Annotated in this window: 15 protein-coding genes; 10 read left to right on the top strand and 5 right to left on the bottom strand. The window is 68.5% G+C overall.

The window, feature by feature from the left end:
• Positions 1-2 precede the first annotated feature (2 nt).
• Together lpdA and H162_RS0110400 are read left to right on the top strand one after the other, a co-directional pair.
• The gene (gene lpdA, locus H162_RS0110405) at positions 3-1,406 is read left to right on the top strand and encodes a dihydrolipoyl dehydrogenase (protein ID WP_020653401.1); all 1,404 of its coding nucleotides are present in this window, start codon (positions 3-5) and stop codon (positions 1,404-1,406) included.
• A 247-nt stretch (positions 1,407-1,653) separates the two neighbouring features.
• Positions 1,654-2,145, top strand: coding sequence for a porin family protein (locus tag H162_RS0110400; protein ID WP_020653400.1), 492 nt, complete (start codon positions 1,654-1,656; stop codon positions 2,143-2,145).
• An 80-nt stretch (positions 2,146-2,225) separates the two neighbouring features.
• On the opposite strand, the gene H162_RS0110395 is transcribed toward H162_RS0110400, so the two are convergent.
• Positions 2,226-2,870 carry a TetR/AcrR family transcriptional regulator gene (locus H162_RS0110395; RefSeq protein WP_020653399.1) on the bottom strand — a complete coding sequence of 215 codons (645 nt, stop codon included), beginning with the start codon at positions 2,868-2,870 and terminating at the stop codon, positions 2,226-2,228.
• A 160-nt stretch (positions 2,871-3,030) separates the two neighbouring features.
• Between H162_RS0110395 and H162_RS0110385 the strand changes: the two genes are divergently transcribed.
• Positions 3,031-3,840, top strand: coding sequence for an SDR family NAD(P)-dependent oxidoreductase (locus H162_RS0110385; RefSeq protein ID WP_020653398.1), 810 nt, complete (start codon positions 3,031-3,033; stop codon positions 3,838-3,840).
• 43 nt (positions 3,841-3,883) lie between these two features.
• Here the strand turns inward: H162_RS0110385 and H162_RS0110380 are convergent, their stop codons facing one another.
• Positions 3,884-4,252 carry a hypothetical protein gene (locus H162_RS0110380; RefSeq protein WP_020653397.1) on the bottom strand — a complete coding sequence of 123 codons (369 nt, stop codon included), beginning with the start codon at positions 4,250-4,252 and terminating at the stop codon, positions 3,884-3,886.
• A gap of 186 nt (positions 4,253-4,438) precedes the next feature.
• Between H162_RS0110380 and H162_RS0110375 the strand changes: the two genes are divergently transcribed.
• The 3 genes from H162_RS0110375 (at position 4,439) to H162_RS0110365 (ending at position 7,579) form a co-directional block, all read left to right on the top strand.
• Positions 4,439-5,470: a chemotaxis protein CheB gene (locus H162_RS0110375; RefSeq protein WP_020653396.1), complete on the top strand. Its 1,032-nt coding sequence runs from the start codon at positions 4,439-4,441 to the stop codon at positions 5,468-5,470.
• A gap of 69 nt (positions 5,471-5,539) precedes the next feature.
• Positions 5,540-6,553 (top strand): aldo/keto reductase, encoded by a 1,014-nt coding sequence (locus H162_RS0110370; RefSeq protein ID WP_020653395.1) that lies wholly within the window; start codon positions 5,540-5,542, stop codon positions 6,551-6,553.
• A 147-nt stretch (positions 6,554-6,700) separates the two neighbouring features.
• Positions 6,701-7,579: a PhzF family phenazine biosynthesis protein gene (locus tag H162_RS0110365; RefSeq protein WP_020653394.1), complete on the top strand. Its 879-nt coding sequence runs from the start codon at positions 6,701-6,703 to the stop codon at positions 7,577-7,579.
• A gap of 191 nt (positions 7,580-7,770) precedes the next feature.
• Here H162_RS0110365 and H162_RS0110360 read toward each other — a convergent pair whose 3' ends face one another.
• Positions 7,771-8,100: an H-NS histone family protein gene (locus H162_RS0110360; RefSeq protein ID WP_020653393.1), complete on the bottom strand. Its 330-nt coding sequence runs from the start codon at positions 8,098-8,100 to the stop codon at positions 7,771-7,773.
• A 153-nt stretch (positions 8,101-8,253) separates the two neighbouring features.
• On the opposite strand from H162_RS0110360, the gene H162_RS0110355 reads away from it, so the two are divergent.
• Positions 8,254-8,604, top strand: a complete 351-nt coding sequence (locus H162_RS0110355) for a DUF6404 family protein (RefSeq protein WP_020653392.1) — start codon at positions 8,254-8,256, stop codon at positions 8,602-8,604.
• Between the two features lie 16 nt (positions 8,605-8,620).
• Here H162_RS0110355 and H162_RS0110350 read toward each other — a convergent pair whose 3' ends face one another.
• Positions 8,621-11,842 carry a PAS domain-containing protein gene (locus H162_RS0110350; RefSeq protein ID WP_020653391.1) on the bottom strand — a complete coding sequence of 1,074 codons (3,222 nt, stop codon included), beginning with the start codon at positions 11,840-11,842 and terminating at the stop codon, positions 8,621-8,623.
• 195 nt (positions 11,843-12,037) lie between these two features.
• On the opposite strand from H162_RS0110350, the gene H162_RS30565 reads away from it, so the two are divergent.
• From H162_RS30565 to H162_RS32630, 3 genes are all read left to right on the top strand, one after another.
• A complete protein-coding gene (locus H162_RS30565) occupies positions 12,038-12,610 on the top strand; it encodes an NAD(P)H-dependent oxidoreductase (RefSeq protein WP_020653390.1) in 573 nt (190 codons plus the stop codon).
• Complete coding sequence (gene kefC / locus H162_RS0110340; protein ID WP_020653389.1) at positions 12,600-14,399, top strand: glutathione-regulated potassium-efflux system protein KefC; 1,800 nt, start codon at positions 12,600-12,602, stop codon at positions 14,397-14,399. The genes H162_RS30565 and kefC overlap by 11 nt, the downstream gene beginning before the upstream one ends.
• Positions 14,400-14,551: 152 nt before the next feature.
• Positions 14,552-17,326, top strand: coding sequence for a sensor domain-containing protein (locus H162_RS32630; protein WP_020653388.1), 2,775 nt, complete (start codon positions 14,552-14,554; stop codon positions 17,324-17,326).
• Positions 17,327-17,330: 4 nt separating this feature from the next.
• Here H162_RS32630 and H162_RS0110330 read toward each other — a convergent pair whose 3' ends face one another.
• On the bottom strand, positions 17,331-18,311 hold the full coding sequence (locus H162_RS0110330; protein ID WP_026354483.1) for a glycoside hydrolase family 43 protein: 981 nt from the start codon (positions 18,309-18,311) through the stop codon (positions 17,331-17,333).
• Between the last annotated feature and the right edge of the window lies 1 nt (position 18,312).

Here is an 18,312-nt window from a genome sequence, read left to right as displayed (position 1 = left end):
AGATGGAAACGCTCACCACCACCCTCCTCATCATCGGCGGCGGCCCGGGCGGCTACGTGGCCGGCATCCGCGCCGGCCAGCTGAACGTGCCGACCATCCTGGTCGAGGGCGCCCAGCCGGGCGGCACCTGCCTGACCATCGGCTGCATTCCGTCCAAGGCCCTGATCCACGCCGCCGACGAATTCAGCAAGGCGACGACGTATGCGGCGCAGGAGTCGCCGCTCGGCATCACGCTCGACAACCCGCGCATCGACCTCGACCGCACGGTGGCCTGGAAGGACGGCATCGTCAAGCGCCTGACCGGCGGCGTCGGCGCCCTGCTGAAGAAACACGGCGTGCGCGTGATCAAAGGCTGGGCGCGCGTCATCGACGGCAAGACCGTCGAGGTGCAGCCGCCCGCGGGCAGCGAGCAGGCGGTGTTCCGCATCCGCTGCGAGCACCTGCTGCTGGCGGCCGGTTCCGAGCCGGTCGAGCTGCCCTTCATGCCCTTCGGCGGGCCGGTGGTCTCCTCGACCGAGGCGCTGTCGCCGGATTCGATGCCGCGCCGCCTGGTCGTGGTCGGCGCCGGCTACATCGGCATGGAGCTGGGCACGGCCTACCGCAAGCTGGGCAGCAAGGTCACCGTGGTCGAGGCCTTCGACCGCATCCTGCCGGCCTATGACGCCGACCTGGCCAAGCCGGTCGCGGCCTCGCTGGCCCGGCTCGGCGTCGAACTGCGCCTCGGCACCTCGGTGCTCGGCATGGAGGATGGCCAGGTGCGGGTGCGCGACGCCTCCGGGGTCGAGTCCCGCCTCGAAGCCGACCGGGTGCTGGTGGCGGTCGGACGCAAGCCGCGCACCACCGGCTGGGGCCTGGAAAGCCTGATGCTCGACATGGATGGGCGCGCGCTGAAGGTCGACGCGCTGTGCCGGACCTCGATGCGCAACGTCTGGGCGATCGGCGACCTGGCGGGCGAGCCGATGCTGGCCCACCGCGCCATGGCCCAGGGCGAGATGGTGGCCGAGATCATCGCCGGCAAGTACCGCGAATTCGCGCCGGCCGCGATTCCGGCGGTGTGCTATACCGATCCCGAGATCGTCGTGGCCGGCATGACGCCGCTCGAGGCCGACCACGCCGGCGTCGAGTTCATCAGCGCACATTTCCCGTTCAGCGCGAACGGCCGCGCGATGACGATCGAAAGCCTGGACGGATTCGTGCGCGTGGTCGCCCGCAAGGACAACCATGTGATCCTCGGCTGGCAGGCAGTCGGCGCCGGCGTGTCCGAGCTGGCGGCCGGGTTCGCCCAGTCGATCGAGATGGGCGCCCAGCTCGAGGACGTCGCCCGCACCATCCACGCCCATCCGACCCTGGGCGAGGCGGTCCAGGAAGCGGCGCTGCGCGCCCTGGGCCACGCCCTGCACATCTGATCCCGGCGCCGTCCCGGCCGGGGCGGCGCTTCTTTCCTCCCCCGGTCAGCCCGGTTCTCCCACCCCATGTGTTCGTCGAATCGTTGGCAATCCCGGATTGTAACCAACATTCATATGCAGACATGTGCCGCACGGCAAATAATATTGGTGTATCCATTTGTTACGCGCGGCTGGCGATTGTGACATTGTCGTGTAAGATCGCGGCCCTGCGGATGTTCCGCAGCGGAAAAACTCAAGAGGTTCAACAATGTTCAAGCACATCGCAGTAGCAGCAGCCCTGGTCATCTCCTCGTCGGCATTCGCTGCCGCCCCGGGCACCTTCTACGCCGGCGTCGATGCCGGCGAAACCAAGTTCAAGGACTGGTCGGACCGCGAGACCAGCTACGGCTTCTTCGCCGGCTACAACTTCCTCCCGAACGTCGCGCTCGAAGGCGGCTTCCGCCGCCTGGGCGAGGCCGACGCGTTCGGCGTCGATGTCAAGGCCGACCAGGTCGCGCTGTCCCTGGTCGGCAGCCTGCCGATCGCCACCAACCTCGACCTGTACGGCCGCCTCGGCTACAACCGCATCGACGTCGACGTCAAGTCGCGCGGCTTCAGCGGCAGCGACTCGGAATCGCGCGCCCTGTACGGCATCGGCCTGGGCTACGCCTTCTCGCCGCAGATCTCGGGTCGCGTCGAAGTGCAGAAACCGACCAGCGACACCACCAACGTGAGCGCCGGCGTCGTCTTCAACTTCTAAAACGGCTGCGGCACATGGGACAAGGCCCGGTGGGTCCGGGCCTTTTTTCCCGGTTCATGACGGCCGGGCGGCGCGGGAAGTCAGGCGGCCGGCGCGGCGCGCGGGCGGCGCGGGTTGGTCGCCAGCACCTCGCCCAGCCTGAGCGCGGAGTTGACCGCGGTGTCGATGGGCGGCTGGTAGCCGTTCTCGATCCAGCGCAACGCGATGTGGATCACGCCGCCCACCACGCCGACCTGGAGCAGCTCGTCGTCGATGGAACTCGCCGGCGCGATCATGCGCGCCACTTCGCGTCCGATGGCGCGCAGCGCGGAGTCGAAGGCCTGGTCGACGGCGCGGCTGACGCCGCGGATCTCGACCAGGCACACGCGCGCCGAATTCGGTTCGCGCTGCAGGGCGGAGAAATACGCCTCCAGCATGGCGCGCGAGCGGGCGATCCTGCCGCGCCCGGCCGCTTCGCCGGCGCGCAGGATCTCGCCGAGTACCGAATAGGTGATGGCATTGAAGGAATCGATCAGCAGCGCTTCGCTGTTGGCGAACGATTCGTAGAAATAGCGCTCGGTCAGGCCGGCCGCCTCGCACACGGCCTTGACCGTGGCCTGGTGGTAGCCCCGTTCGCCGTAGACTGCGATGGCGGCCGCCATCAGCTTGCTGCGGCGCTCGGCGCGGCGCTGCTCTTGCGACTGGCCCCGATAGGACCTGGTGGTAGTGGAAAGCTCGGCTGTCATGCTTCTATTCTGACACAATCTTGCCACCTCGTTTCTGACAATGTAGAGTGTCACGATTAGAACAGGATCGGGACGCCATGTTTGACCATTTCACCGACGCCGATCCGCTGGATGGGCTGATCGCCGCCACCCTTTCCTGCGGACCGAAGGGGGCGCTGCGATGAAGCTTGCCAACCGCGTCGCGGTGGTGACCGGCGCCGGCGGCGGCATCGGCCGCGCCACCGCCCTCTCGCTGGCGCGCCGCGACTGCCACCTGGCCCTGGCCGACATCGACGGCGAGGCCGCCTCCGAAACCGCCCGCCAGGCGCGCGCGCTCGGCGTGCGCACCAGCGTGCACCAGCTCGACGTCGCCAACCGGGCGGCGGTGCGGGGCTTCCCGGCCGAGGTCGGGATCATCCATGGCCGCGTCGACCTGGTGGTCAACAATGCCGGGGTCGCGCTCGGCGGCAGCTTCGAGCAGGTCAGCGAGCAGGACTTCGACTGGCTCATGGACGTCAACTTCCATGCGGTGGTGCGCATGACGCGCGCCTTCCTGCCGCTGCTGCGCGACAGCGACGATGCGCGCATCGTCAACGTCTCGGGCACCTATGGCATCGTGTCGCCGCCGGGCCAGAGCGCCTACTCGGCCAGCAAGTTCGCCGTGCGCGGCTTCTCGAACGCCCTGCGTCACGAACTCGACGGCAGCAGCGTCGGCGTCACCGTCGTCCACCCGGGCAGCGTGGCCACCGCCATCTTCAGGAATGCGCGGGCGCCGCGGGACGCCCCGGCGCACGAGCTCGAACACGGCCAGGCCGTGGCCGAACGGCTGCTGCGGCTGGCGCCGGACCGGGCCGGCGAGATCATCGTGCGCGGCATCGAGCGGCGCAAGGCGCGCGTGCTGGTCGGAACCGACGCACGCGTCGTGGCCTGGCTGGAACGGCTCAGCCCCGTCCACTACTGGAATCTCCTGAAGCAATCCACCGGACGATGACGCCCGCCGCCCCGCCCCCGCGCCAGGAGATTGAAAAGGCGGCCTAGCGCTCGCGGCGGGACTCGTCCTCGTCGCGATCGGTCTCGGTCGTGCGCTGGCCGCGGATTCCCTGCTGGTTCGGTTCTCCGGACTGCAGGTTGCCGCTGCTGCCCGCACCCTGCCTGCCGGTGCCGCCACCCCGGCTGGCGCTGCCTTCACGGAAACCCTCGTTATCCTGGTCGGCATCGCAGCCGCCGGACAGCAGGTCGTCGGTGCGCCCCGCCTGCTGCATGCCGCCCGGCCGCCCCGCCTGCTGCGCATCCCCGGTGCCGCCGGGTCCGACACTGCCCGCGCTGCTGGTGCCGCTGCGGGTGAGCTGGTCGAAGTGGCGCCCTTTGGCGCCCTTGTCCTTGTCCGAACCTTGCATCGACATGGCTGATCTCCTCGTGGTCTTTGGACGAATCTTCATCATAGCGGCTGGCCGGGCGCGCGCAATAGGCCCGCAGGCGCGCCCCCTGTAGGACTCGTCGCGCACGGATGCACGCACGCGCCGGCATTGGCGCGGCATCTTTCGTTGATGTGGAGTAGGCTTGTTCGGCAAGGACTCCACGCTATTCTCATGCCAAAAATCATCCTCATCGGCGGATCGTCCGGGAGCACCGATCCCTTGCAAGTGATCCTCAAGGCATTGCCGGCAGATTTCCCGGCGGCGGTGCTGATCGTCACCCATATCGGGGCGGGCGCCAGCATCCTGCCGAGCATGCTCCAGCGCTGCTCGGCGCTCCCGGTGCGCCATGCGCTCCAGGGCGAACTCCTGGTCGCCGGCCAGGTCCTGGTGGCGCCGCCCGACCTGCACCTGACGGTCGCCAGGGCCGGGGAGCGCGCGTACACGCGGCTTTCGAGCGGCCCCAAGGAAAACCACTCCCGGCCCGCCATCGACCCGCTGTTCCGTTCGGCCGCCACGGCCTACGGCGCCGATGCGATCGCGATCGTCCTGTCCGGTTACCTCGACGATGGCACCGTCGGGCTGCAGGCCATCAAGGCCCGTGGGGGCATTGCGATCGTCCAGGATCCGGGCGAGGCCGAGGTGCCGGACATGCCGGCCAGTGCGGCGGCGCATGCGGCCGTCGATTACGTCCGCCGCGTGGACGACATCGTACCCATCCTGCTCGATCTGGTGCGGCCCCCGGCGGCGCCTGGCGCCGCCGAAGCCGCCTCCGCGCTTGCCGCGCAGGAATGGATCGAGGTCGAGAACCGGATCTTCGACGGCGACAACGGGATGGCCGGCCTGGACCAGCTCGGCTCACGGGTTCCCCTGACCTGCCCCGAATGCAACGGCGCCTTGTGGGAGATCCGGGATGGCGCGCCACTGCGCTACCGCTGCCACACGGGCCACGCTTTTACTTCCCGGGTGCTCGAGGCCTTGCAGGGCGGCGCGGTCGAGGATGCGATGTGGGGCGCGGTGCGGGCGCTGCACGAGCAGGAGCGGCTGCTGCGCGAACTGCACCACAAATCGCGCCACTACCAGAAGACGCCCTGGGACAAGGACGATCCCCGCAACGAATACCTGGCCAAGGCCGAGCAGGTCAGGGAGCACGCGCAGTTGTTGCGCGACCTGATCGCCACCCGCACGCAGATCCTGCCGCCCTAGCGCGGCGCCGCTCGACCGGGCAATGGAGCAAGCAGGGACGTATCGCACCTGATGAGGGAGAAAGGATCCATGGTGAACCAGCGCTATCGACCGATCACGCGCCTGGGCCTCGGCGGCACCGGGCTGGGCGACATGTACCATGCGACCGGCGACGACACGGTCCATGCGACCGTCGACGCCGCCTGGGAGGCCGGCATCCGCTATTTCGACACCGCGCCGCACTATGGCGCCGGCCTGTCCGAACACCGCTTCGGCCAGGCCCTGCGCAGGCGCGCGCGCGGCGAGTACACGCTGTCGACCAAGGTCGGGCGCCTGCTGGTGCCGGACGCCGCCGGCGAGATCCAGCACCCCTTCGTCTCCGCGCTGCCGTTCAGGCGCGTGCTCGACTATAGCGCCGACGGCGCGCGCCGTTCGATCGAGGACAGCCTGCAACGGCTGGCGCTCGGGCACATCGACATCGTCTACGTGCACGACCTCTCGCCCGACAGCCTGGGGGATCGCTACGACCATTACTTCGGCATCGCCGCCGGGCGCGGCGGCGCGTTCGAAGGCCTGGTGCGGCTGCGCGAGGAAGGCACGATCAAGGGCTGGGGTCTGGGCGTGAACACGGTCGAGCCCTGCATGCGCGCGCTGCGCCAGTCCGATCCCGACATCTTCCTGCTGGCCGGGCGCTACACGCTGATGGAAACCACCCCGCTCGCGGCCCTGTTCCCGCTGTGCGCCGAACGCGGCGCCCGGGTGGTGCTGGGCGGACCGTTCAACTCGGGCTTCCTGGCCGGCGGCGAGCACTACGACTACGCGCCGGCCACCCATGAACAATGCCAGCGGCGCGAGCGCCTGCGCAAGATCGCGGCGCACCACCATGTCGACCTGCCTGCGGCGGCCCTGCAGTTCGGGGCCGCGCATCCGGTGGTGGCGGCGACGATTCCCGGCGCCAGCAGCGCGCACCACCTGCGCCGCAACGCCAGCCTGATGGACGCCCCTATCCCGGCGCAGTTCTGGCAGGAGCTGCGGGCCGAAGGGCTGCTGCCGCCGGACGCGCCGCTGCCACCGGACAGCGGGTCTGCGAGCCCCGGGGTCTGAGCAAGGCCGCGCGCCGCCACGGACCGGTACACTTCGCCGCCATGCCGGCAGTACTGTACGGTTGAAAATGGCCGGATTGTCTCTGTCGGGCGCACGATCCCGGCACGTAGACTACGGTTTCCTTCACCTTACAGCAGCGGGATCAGCATGGCGCATCTACCCTTCAAGACAGTCGACGTATTCACCACCGTGGCATTCAAGGGCAATCCGGTCGCGGTCGTCCTCGACGCCGGCGGGCTCTCGGCCCGGCAGATGCAGCAGATCGCACACTGGACCAACCTGTCGGAAACCACCTTCGTCGTGCCGCGCACGGTGGACGGCGCCGACTACCATGTCAGGATCTTCACCCCGGGCGCCGAGATGCCCTTCGCCGGTCACCCCACGATCGGCACCGCCCATGCATTGCTGGAAGCGGGCATGATCGCGCCGAAGGACGGTGTGCTGGTGCAGCAATGCAAGGCCGGACTGGTCAGGCTGGAGGTCGGGCACGCGGCGGACGGCGCCCGCTGGATTTCCTTCGACCTGCCTGCCCCGACGATCACGCCCCTGGACGCGGGCCAGGCCGGGGAGCTGGAAGCGATACTCGGCAGCGCGCTGGAGCAGGACCCGGCGCCCTGCCTGGTCGATGTCGGCGCACGCTGGGTGATCGCCCAGCTGGCCAGCGCCCAGGCTGTGCTCGACTGCGCGCCCGATCTGCCGCGGATGAGACTGCAGGACCTCGCGGGCCGGCATACGGGTGTCGTCATCTTCGGCAAGCACGGCCCGGAGAATCGGGCAAGGATCGAAGTGCGCGCCTTCGCGCCGGCGCATGGCGTCAATGAAGATCCGGTATGCGGAAGCGGGAACGGCGCCGTCGCCGCCTACATCCGGCACACCGGGCAGGCCGGGGAATTCGGCGGCGAGTTCCTGGCAAGCCAGGGCCAGGTGCTCGGGCGCGCCGGCGTGCTGCGGCTGTCGATCCCGGAAGGGGCGATCCGGGTCGGCGGAAACGCGGTGACCTGTATCGACGGAAGTTTATCCTGCTAATCCCATCCACGATCCTGAAGCGCCTCATGCTTATTGCTTGAAACCGCGGCACATCGGGAATTCATCGGCGCATACGACATGCCCGGCGTATTCGAAACTGGAAAAGACATGCGGCGACGCGGAACCAGGATCCGGATTCCCTCAAAACGGGACTCACGCTCCGGATCGGCCGCCGGACATAATCCAGGCTCCTAGATTCTAAGATCATCCAGCGATTTGCCGCCTTCCAGCGCCTCGGCGACCCATTTCGGCTTCCGGCCGCGGCCGGTCCAGGTCTGCGCGTCATCGGCCGGATTCTTGTATTGCGGACGGACTTTCACGACTTCGCCCTCTTTCGCCTTGGCCTTGGATTTAAGGACCAGGTCTTCGACGGATACGCCGACTTCCTGGGCAATGGCGAGAATCTGCTCGCGTGCTTTCTTCACATCCTGCTGCTGACGGATCTTGATTTCTTTCTCGATCTCGAATTGCAGGCCTTTGAGCTCGCCGAGATTGTAGTTCGACAGGTCTATCTGTGCCATGTTAAAGTCATCCGCTAAAAGGGTTAAACTGCCATCGACAAAATACATACTGATTTTACTACGTGTACCGCCGCCGATTCAGCACCCTTTCTTTTCAAGGAATTACTCGGCAGCGGATTTTGCCATTACCTTTCCCATTCACCGGCTTACGACATGAATTTCAAAGTACGGCGCGAGCGCGCCATTGCCATACTTCACCGGGCGGGTATTCCCCTGCGCGTGTCGGAGCCTGTCTATCTCCGCCTGTTCCGCTGGATCGGGCTTGAAATACGACCGCTGCATTTCGAACCGTTCTGGCGCACGATACTGATCACCGCCGCCTGGTTCGCTCCCTGCTGGGGACTATTCATGTGGTTCTTTCGTTGGCGCGCGGATGGCATGAACCCGGCAGTCGCCGTGATCGTGGCCATGTTCTGCGGCCTGTGCTTCGGCCTGTCGATGGCCTGTTATTACGCCTACGGCAGGAAGAAGCATCAACTCCCCGCATGGGAGTCGCTGGGCTGAATCCCGGGGCCGGCTGCTAGGCCGCCATGGGCCGCTCCGCCAGCACCCGCATCAAGCTCTGCAGGTCATACGGCTTGCGCAGCACCACCGCATCCGGCCAGTTGTTCACTTCGCCGTTACCGGTGGCGAAGATGATCCGGATCGCCGGCGCCGTCGAGCGCGCCCGGGCCGCGAGCGCATCGCCCGACATGCCCGGCAACTGCATGTCGGTGATCAGGATGTCGGTGCGGCCGTCGATCAGCGCCAGCGCCGCCTCCGCGTCCCCGGCCGGGCGCACCTCGTGCCCGAGATGCTCGAGCAGGACCTGGGTATTCATGCGGATGCCTTCCTCGTCTTCGACCAGCACGATGCGGTAGCGGCCCGCCTGGCCGGGCGTGGCCGCCGCTTCCGGTGCGGCGCCGCGCTCGCCCGCCGGCTTCTTCTGGCTGGCGATCACCTGCCGGATGCGGCGCGCCAGGCTTTCGCGCGTGTAGGGCTTGCCGAGCAGTTCGACGCCCGGATCGAGCCGGCCGCCGTGCACGATCGCGTTCTCGGTATAGCCGGAAGTGAACAGCACCGCCAGGTTCGGCAGCCGTTCGCGCGCCATGCGCGCCAGGTCGACGCTGCGCAGGGTTCCAGGCATGACCACGTCGGTGAACAGCACGTCGATCGGCACGCCGCTCTCGATCACCACCAGCGCCTGGGCCGCGTCGGCCGCCTTCAGCACGCGGTAGCCGAGCTGGCCCAGCATCTCGACCACGGTGGCGCGCACCGCCTCGTCGTCCTCGGCCACCAGCACGGTCTCGCTGCCGCCGATGGCCAGCGGCTGCGCGTCCAGCGGCCCGATCGGCTCCTCGGCGCCGGTGCTGCGCGGCAGGTAGATCTTGACCGTCGTGCCCTGTCCCGGCTCGCTGTAGATCTTCACGTGGCCGCCGGACTGCTTGACGAAGCCGTACACCATCGACAGGCCCAGGCCCGTCCCCTTGCCCTCTTCCTTGGTCGAGAAGAAGGGTTCGAAGGCGCGGCCCAGCACCTCGGGCGGCATGCCGGGGCCGGTGTCGCTCACCGCCAGCCGCACGTACTGGCCCGGCAGCACGTCGACGTGGGTGCGGCAATACATATCGTCGAGCACCGCATTGGTCGCCTCGATCGTCATGCGGCCCGCGCCATCCATCGCATCGCGCGCATTGATCGCCAGGTTCAGCAGCGCGTTCTCGACCTGGGCCACGTCCACCGCGGTCGTCCACAGCCCGCCCGAGATCACCATCTCGATCTTGATTTCTTCGCCGAGCGCGCGGCGCAGCATGTCTTCCATGCCCGACACCAGGCGGCCGATCCTGACCACCTTCGGCTCCAGCGGCTGGCGGCGCCCGAAGGCCAGCAGGTAGCTGGCCAGCTTGGCGCCCTTCTCCACCGCCGAGCGGGCGCTCTCGATCCAGCGCGCGCCGTCGCCGCGGTCCTTGCCGGCCATCTGCAGCAGCTGCAGGTTGCCGGAGATGATCTGCAGCAGGTTGTTGAAGTCGTGCGCCACGCCGCCGGTCAGCTTGCCGATGGTTTCCATCTTCTGCGACTGCTGCAAGGCCAGCTCGGTGCGGCGCATGGTTTCCGCCTGCTCGCGATCGAGCGTGATGTCGCGCCCGATCGCATGGATGTAGCCTTCGTCAGGCGCCGCCGTCCACGACAGCAGGCAGTAACTGCCGTCCTTGCGGCGGTAGCGGTTCTCGAACTTGTAGACATAGCCGCCCCGGCCCAGCGACTCCATCTGCGCCACGGTCGCCGCCCGGTCGTCCGGGTGCACCAGGTCGAGGAAGCTGCGGCCGACGATGTCGGCGTCCGACCATCCCAGCAATGCGCCGACGGCCGGGCTGATCGCCTCCACCGTGCCGTCGAAGTGCGCCACCAGCAGGATGTCCTTGGACAGGCGCCACATGCGGTCGCGCTCCGCGGTGCGCAACGCGACCTTGCCTTCCAGGTCGTTCGACAGCGCCGCGTAATGCTCGGCGGTGGTCTTCTGGTCCTCGATGTCGGTACAGGTGCCGATCCAGCCGGTGGCCGCGCCGTCGTCGCCGCGCAGCGGCACCGCGCGCGCCAGGTGCCAGCGGTAGCCGCCGTCGGCCTGGCGCATCCGCAGCTCGCACTCGTAGGCCTTGCCCGATGCGACCGCGATCGACCAGCGCGCATCCACCGCGGGCAGGTCGACCGGATGGACGATGCCGGACCAGCTTCCGCTGCGGAGCTGTTCGAAGCCGAGCCCCGTGTACTCGTGGACCTGCCGGTTGCACCAGCTCAGCACCCCCTCGGCGTCGGCGGCCCAGACCTGGTTCGGCATCGCCTGGGCGAAGGTGCGGAAGCGCGCCTCGCTCTCGCGCAGGGCGCGCCCGGCCCGCACCCGTTCGGTGACGTCGCTGCCCTGCACGAACACGCCGAGCACCTTGCCATCCTCGCCGCGCAGCGGCTGGAACACGAAGTCGACGAAGTGCAGGCGCCGCACGCCGTCGGCGCCCGCCAGCCAGATCCCGGCCTCGCCGGCGGCATACGGCTTGCCGGTGCGGTGGACCTCGTCGAGCAGCGCGATGAAGCCCTGCTCCGCCGCTTCCGGCACCGCCTCGCGCAGCGGCCGGCCCAGCACGTTGTGGCGCTCGACCAGGCCGAGGTAGGCTTCGTTCGCGAGCTGGAACACGTGGTCCGGACCCGCCAGCATGGCCATGAAGCCGGGCGCCTGCTCGAACATGTTGCGCAGGCGTCCGCGTTCCCCGCTCAGGTAGCGCTCGGCGCGCACCTTGGCGCTGGTCTCGACCACGATCGCGATCACGCCGACGATCGCGCCGTGCTCGTCGACGATGGGCGAATAGTCGAGGTTCATCCAGACCGGTTCCGGCTGGCCGTTGCGGTGCAGGGTCAGTTCCTGGTCGGTGTAGCTCAGGGTGCCGCCGGCCAGGCCCACCTTCATCACGTTGTCGTTGAAGTCGGCGACCTCGGGCCAGCCTTCGCGCACCCGCGAGCCGAGCAGCCGGGGATGGCGGCCGCCGGCGAAGCCGGAATAGGCGTCGTTGTAGATCATGACGCCGTCCTCGCCCCACAGGGTGACGATCGGCACCGGCGAGCGCAGGATCAGGTCGACCGTCGTGCGCAGCACCGGCGTCCATCCGGCCAGCGGGCCGAGGCTGGTGGCGCCCCAGTCGAACGCGTCGATGATCTTGCCGAGCGTGCCGCCGCCCTGGGCGAAGGACCGGGAGGGAGTCAGTGCCGGATGCGCCATGCTGGAGGCCCGTTTTTGTTAAAGCCGCAATTGTAATATTTCGGACTTATTTCCGAAACATCATAAATGTATCGTGCGCAACACTGGCCTGGCACGACAGCAAGTTCGGTAACGGCTGGCCGATGGGTTTCCAGATTTAACGCGAACAGAGCCATGTACAATCAAGCAATGATTATTTATTTGTAACGCAAGCGCATGCCGACCCCTCCCCAAGCCCTCGTCGTCTTCGCCGACGCCTCGCTGCACCGCTCGCGCATCAGCCGCCGCATCGGCGACGCTGCCCGCAGCCTGCCCGGCGTCCAGGTCCAGGACCTGTACCAGCTGTATCCCGATTTCTTTATCGACGCCCGCGCCGAACGCGAGCTGGTCAAGGCAGCCCAGTTGCTGGTATTCGTTTTTCCGATCGGCTGGTACGGCATGCCGGCGCTGCTGAAGGAATGGTTCGATACGGTATTCCGGCCCGAATGGGCGGTGGCCGACGGCAGCGGGCGCCTGCACGGCAAGTCCTGCTGGGCGGCGGTCGCCTGCAACAGCAATCCCGAGGACTACCAGCCCGGCGAGCGCCACGGCCACCCGATGACGGACTACCTGCTGCCGCTCGAGCAGACCGCGCGCGCCTGCGGCATGCGCTGGATCGCGCCCCATATCTCCTACAGCGCCGACCGCGCCGACGCCAGGGCCGCCGATGCCCACGCGCTGAAACTGCGCGACCTGCTGGCCGGCCACCTCGCACGGCTCCCTGTTCCAGGAGCGGCCCATGGAGCATAGCGTCCTGTCGAATGCCATGGTCTACCTGCTGGCCGCCGTGGTCGCGGTGCCGCTGGCGCGCAAGCTCGGCCTGGGCGCCGTGCTCGGCTACCTGCTGGCCGGCATCGCCATCGGTCCCTGGGGCCTGGGCCTGATCAGCGAAGTCGAGACCATCCTGCACTTCTCCGAATTCGGCGTGGTGCTGCTGCTGTTCGTGATCGGCCTCGAGCTCGAGCCCCAGCGCCTGTGGTCGCTGCGCCGCTCGATCTTCGGCTGGGGCGCGGCCCAGGTGTTCGGGGTGGCGGCGGCGCTGGCCGGCGCCGCCCTGCTGGCCGGGATTCCCTGGCAGGTGGCGGTGATCGCCGCGCTCGGCCTGTCGCTGTCGTCCACCGCGATCGCCCTGACCACCATGCAGGAACGCAACCTGCTGCCGACCCCGGCCGGCCAGGCCGGCTTCTCGATCCTGCTGTTCCAGGACATCGCCGCGATCCCGATGATCGCCCTGGTGCCGGTGCTGGGCGCGGGCGACGCCCACCCGGACGGCGGCTGGCAGGGCGCCCTCAAGGCCGCCGCCGTGATCGCCGCCCTGATCCTCGGCGGCCACTACCTGGTGCGCCCGATCCTGCGCATCATCGCGGGCACCCGCATGCGCGAGATCTTCACCGCCTTCGCCCTGCTGCTGGTGATCTCGATCTCGCTGCTGATGCAGTGGATCGGCATGTCGATGGCGCTGGGCGCCTTCCTGGCCGGCGTGCTGCTGGCCGATTCCGAGTACCGGCATGCGCTGGAGACCGACCTGGAGCCGTTCAAGGGCCTGCTGCTCGGGCTGTTCTTCATCGCGGTCGGCATGTCGGTCGATTTCGGCGTGTTCTTCAGCCAGCCCTGGCGCATCGTCGCCATGGCCTTCGCCTTCGTCGCCATCAAGCTGCTGGTGCTGTACGGCCTGGGGCGCACCTTCGGCCTGAAGGGGCGCCAGCAGGTGCTGTTCGCCTTCCTGCTGGCGCAGGGCGGCGAGTTCGCCTTCGTGGTGTTCGGCGCCGCCGCCGCCGCCCAGGCCTTCTCGGCCGAGACCGCGTCCATGCTGGTGGTCGTGGTGGCGCTGTCGATGATGGTCACGCCGCTGCTGCTGATCGTTTACGACCGCGTGCTGGAGCCGCGCTGGCAGGGCCGCAGGAAGCGCAAGGCCGACGAGATCGACGCCAACGAGGGCCACGTGATCATCGCCGGCTTCGGGCGCTTCGGCCAGATCGTCGGGCGCCTGCTGCACGCCAACCAGGTGCCGCTGACCATGCTCGACCACGACCCGGACCACATCGACATCCTGCGCGAGTTCGGCTTCAAGGTGTTCTACGGCGACGCCTCGCGCATCGAGCTGCTGCACGCCGCCGGGGCGGCCCGGGCGCGCGCCCTGGTGATCGCGGTCGACGGCGTCGCCGACAGCCTGAAGCTGGCCGAGGCCGTGCGCCGCGAGTATCCGGACCTGCCGGTGCTGGCGCGGGCCAGGAACATCACCCACTACTACCAGCTGATGGACCTGGGCGTGACCGTGATCGAACGCGAGACCTTCGAATCGGCGCTGATGATGGGACGGCGCGTCATGGAGCAGCTGGGCTTCGGCGCCTACCTGGCGCGCCAGGCCTCGATGCGCTTCCGCGAGCACAACGTCAGGAGCGTGCACGCCGTGTATCCCTATTACAAGGACCGCGAACAGTACGTGTCGCTGGCCAAGCGCGCCCACGAGGAACTGCACGCCATGTTCGAGCGCGATTTCGTCGCCATGAGGCATGATCGCGAAGAGCCGGACGAATAGTCGGCGCCAAAAGTGTCGCGTTTTCGCCGCGCCGCGATAGTATTGCCCGTGGGAAATGCACTATACTGGTGCAGCATACTCAGCTGCACGGTCCCGCCGGGGCCGCGGCCGGCCCGGCGCCCGCGCCGTGACACTTTGGCATGATCTTGGATATGACCCTCGACTCTTCGGCGCGCCTTGCCCAGCTCGCCGAAGAGAACTCCGCACTCATCGACAACACGCTCGACCTGACCGCCCTGCTCGGTCCGGACGGCCGCTACCTGCGCGTCAACGCCGCGGTTCGCGACATCCTCGGCTATGCCCCGGACGACATGATAGGCCGCCACCACAGTGAATTCGTCCATCCGGACGACCGCGCGCTCGCGCTGTCCAACGAGGCCAGCCTGCACGGCGAACGCCCCGAGCGGCACGACCTGCGCGTGCGCTGCGTGCGCAAGGACGGCGCCACCATCCTGATGTCGGTCTCGGCGCGCTGGTGCGCCCAGATGCAGCGGATGTTCTTTACCGCGCGCGACGTCACCGGGCAGCAGCGCGACCGCGAGGAGCTGCGCCGCTCCAAGGACCGGCTGGACGCCATGCTCGAGAGTATCGGCGACGCCTTCTTCGCCATCGACCGCGAATGGCGCCTCACCTATGCCAACAGCAAGGCGGGCGCCTTCGTCGGGGTCGAGATCGCCCCCAGCATCGGCCGCCACCTGCTCGACCTGGCGCCCGACCTGAAGACCTCCGAGGCGCTGGTCCGCTACCAGCACGCGATGGCCACCGGCCAGGCCGGGACCTTCGAACTGTGGTGGGAGCCGCGCTCGCTCTGGCTCGAGGTGCGCATGTATCCGAACGAGGACGGCATGTCGGTCTACTTCCACGACATCACCGCCAAGCGCGAGGCCGAGGCGGCGCTGCGCAAGAGCGAACAGCGCTTCCGCAACCTGTTCCAGCACGCGGCCGACAGCATCATGATCGTCGATTCCGGCTTGCGCATCGCCGCCGTCAACAGCCAGGCCTGCGCCTGCTTCGGCTATGCCGAGCACGAGTTCGTCGGCCTGCAGGTGCCGGAGATCAGCATGGAGTCGCCCGCGGCCGACCTGGCGATCGCCCTGCGCGCCGGTCACCCACAGCTGCTGCGGCAGGTGAAACGCCGCAAGGACGGCTCGACTTTTCCCGCCGAGGTGCACGTCTCGTGCTTCGAGGACGGCGGCGAGGTTTTCTTCCTGGCCGTGATCCGCGACCTGAGCGACCGCGAGGAAGCCGAGCGCCAGCTGCGCGCCAGCGAGCAGCGCTTCCGCGAAGTCATCGAGATGACCCCGTCCGGCTACCTGGTCGCGGATGAACAGGGCGTGCTGTGCGACGTCAACCCGGCGCTGTGCGCGCTGTCGGGCCATGCGCGCGCGCAGCTGCTCGGCCTGCGCCTGGACCAGCTGTTCCTGTCCTTCCCCATGCACAGCCTGGACGGCGGCGCCAGCGCCATGCATGGCATGGAAATGATCCTGCGCCACCGCGACGGCCACCACCTGCACGTGCTGTTCAACGGCAGCATCAAGCGCGATGCGGAGGGGCGCGTGCACTCGCTGACCGGGCTGATGTCCGACATCACCGGGCGCAAGCTGGCCGAGCGCCGCCTGCACGAGCTGGCGACCCACGACACCCTGACCGGCCTGCCGAACCGCGCGCTGCTGGGCGAGCGCATCGGGCAGATGCTGGAGCGCTGCCCATCCGGCGCCGCGGTCGCGGTGCTGTTCCTCGACCTCGACCGCTTCAAGGAAGTCAACGATTCCTTCGGGCACGAGATCGGCGACGCCCTGCTGTGCGAAGTGGCGGCGCGCCTGCGCCAGGCGCTGCGCCAGGACGACATCATCGCCCGCCTCGGCGGCGACGAGTTCGTCGTCAGCGCCTGGTGCGCCAGCGGCCGGGCCGGGGCCAGCCGCATCGCCGAGAACCTGCTGGCGGCCCTGACCATGCCGATCAAGGTCGGCGGCCAGGACATAATCGTCGGCGCCTCGATCGGGATCAGCATGTACCCGCAGGACGCCGCCACCCGCGAGCTGCTGTTCCAGAGCGCCGACACCGCGATGTACCGCGCCAAGGCGGCCGGCCGCAACGGCTACCGCTTCTTCGAGCCCGAGATGACGGCGGCGGCCCAGGTGCGCATGGCGCTCGAGACCTCGCTGCGCCCGGCGCTGGCGCGCGGCGAGTTCGAGCTGCATTACCAGCCGCGCGTCGACCTGCGCAGCATGGAACTGTACGGCGTCGAAGCACTGATCCGCTGGAACCATCCGGAACGTGGCCGCGTCCCGCCGCAGCAGTTCATCGGGATCGCCGAGGAGACCGGCATGATCGTCGAGATCGGGCGCTGGGTGCTGGCCGAGGCCTGCGCCGCGACCTGCGCCCTGGTCGCGGAGTTCGGCCGCCCGGTGCGGGTCTCGGTCAACGTCTCGGCGCGCCAGCTGGCCCAGCCGGGTTTCGTGGACGAAGTGCGCGAGGTGCTGGCGCGCACCGGACTCGATCCGGCCTGCCTGGAGCTGGAGCTGACCGAAAGCGCGCTGATCGAGGACCTCGAGCAGACCGCCTCGGTGCTGCGCGAACTCAAGCGCCTCGGGCTGCTGCTGGCGGTGGACGACTTCGGCACCGGCTACTCGGGCCTGGCCTACCTGCGCAGCTTCCCGATGGACGTGCTCAAGCTCGACCGCTCGTTCGTGCTGCAGCAGGACGACACCATCACCACCTTCGATTTCGTCAAGGCCTTCGTCGACATGGCGCACGCCCTCGGCCTGTCGGTGGTGGCCGAAGGCGTGGAGACGGCCGAGGTGCTGGCCTTCCTGCGCGCGGCCGACTGCGATCAGGCCCAGGGCTACTACCTGGCGCGGCCGATGCCCCTGGGCGCGCTGCGCGCACTGATCGCCGCCGGCGCCCCGGCCCTGCCGCCCGGCTGAGCGCTCAGGCGCCGGACGGCGCCGGCTGCGGCGTGCAGGTCGGACCCGCGGTGCGCGGCTGGCCGCCGATCCAGTCGAGCCGGTCGATGCACATGCGCCGCCCGGTCATGCCCGCATCCCAGGCGTGGTACACGATCCAGGTCTGGCTGCCGTCCGGCGAGGCGGTGAAGGAGTTGTGTCCCGGGCCGACCACCTGGCCCGGCAGGGAATGCATCAGCAGCGCCGCTTCGGTCCCGCCTGGCCGCCGGTAGGGCCCGAGCGGGTGATCCGCGATCACGTAGCTGATCCCGTAGTTCTCGCGCTCCCAGGCGCCGCCGCTGTAGAAACAGTAATACCTGCCCTCATGGCGCAGCAGCGAGGCCCCTTCGACCGTGTGCCAGTCGTAGACCGCGTCGTACATCGAGCGCTGCAGCAGGAACAGGTGCCAGTCGGCGTGCGGACGCGCCACCAGCCTGGGCTTGCCTTCCAGTTCGGTCATCGACAGCATGCGGTCGACCACGATGCCGGTCCCGATCCGGTGGTCGCCGTCCTGCTCCAGGAAGTCGACGCAGTAGAACAGGTACCACTGGCCGTCGGCATCCCGGAACGGATGGGCGTCGATCGAGAACGGCTGGTCCGGCACCAGCAGCACGCCGCAATCGGCGAACGGCCCCCCGGGACGATCGCCGACCGCCACCCGCAGGCGCTGGTGCTTGCCCTCGACGTCGCCCGACGAGTAGTACATGTAGAACTTCCCGTCCGCCAGCGCGACTTCCGGCGCCCAGAAATGGTCCTCGCCCTCGAGGTGCAGCGCGTAGCCGGCCCGCTCCCAGTTCACCAGGTCGTTCGACACCAGCACCGGGAAGCGCCAGCCGTCGCCGTCCCCGGGCGCGGTGCCGTAGGCGTAGTAGCGTCCATCGTGGCGCAGCACGAAGGGATCGGCCATGATTTCCGGATACACCGGGTTGGTATAGGTCGCCTGCATGGTGGAACAACGATAACGCACT

The organism is Massilia niastensis DSM 21313, from assembly GCF_000382345.1.
Taxonomy (GTDB): Bacteria; Pseudomonadota; Gammaproteobacteria; order Burkholderiales; family Burkholderiaceae_D; genus Telluria; species Telluria niastensis.
The sequence above is the reverse complement of the archived record's forward strand: the minus strand, read 5'-3'. Positions and strand labels throughout refer to the sequence as shown.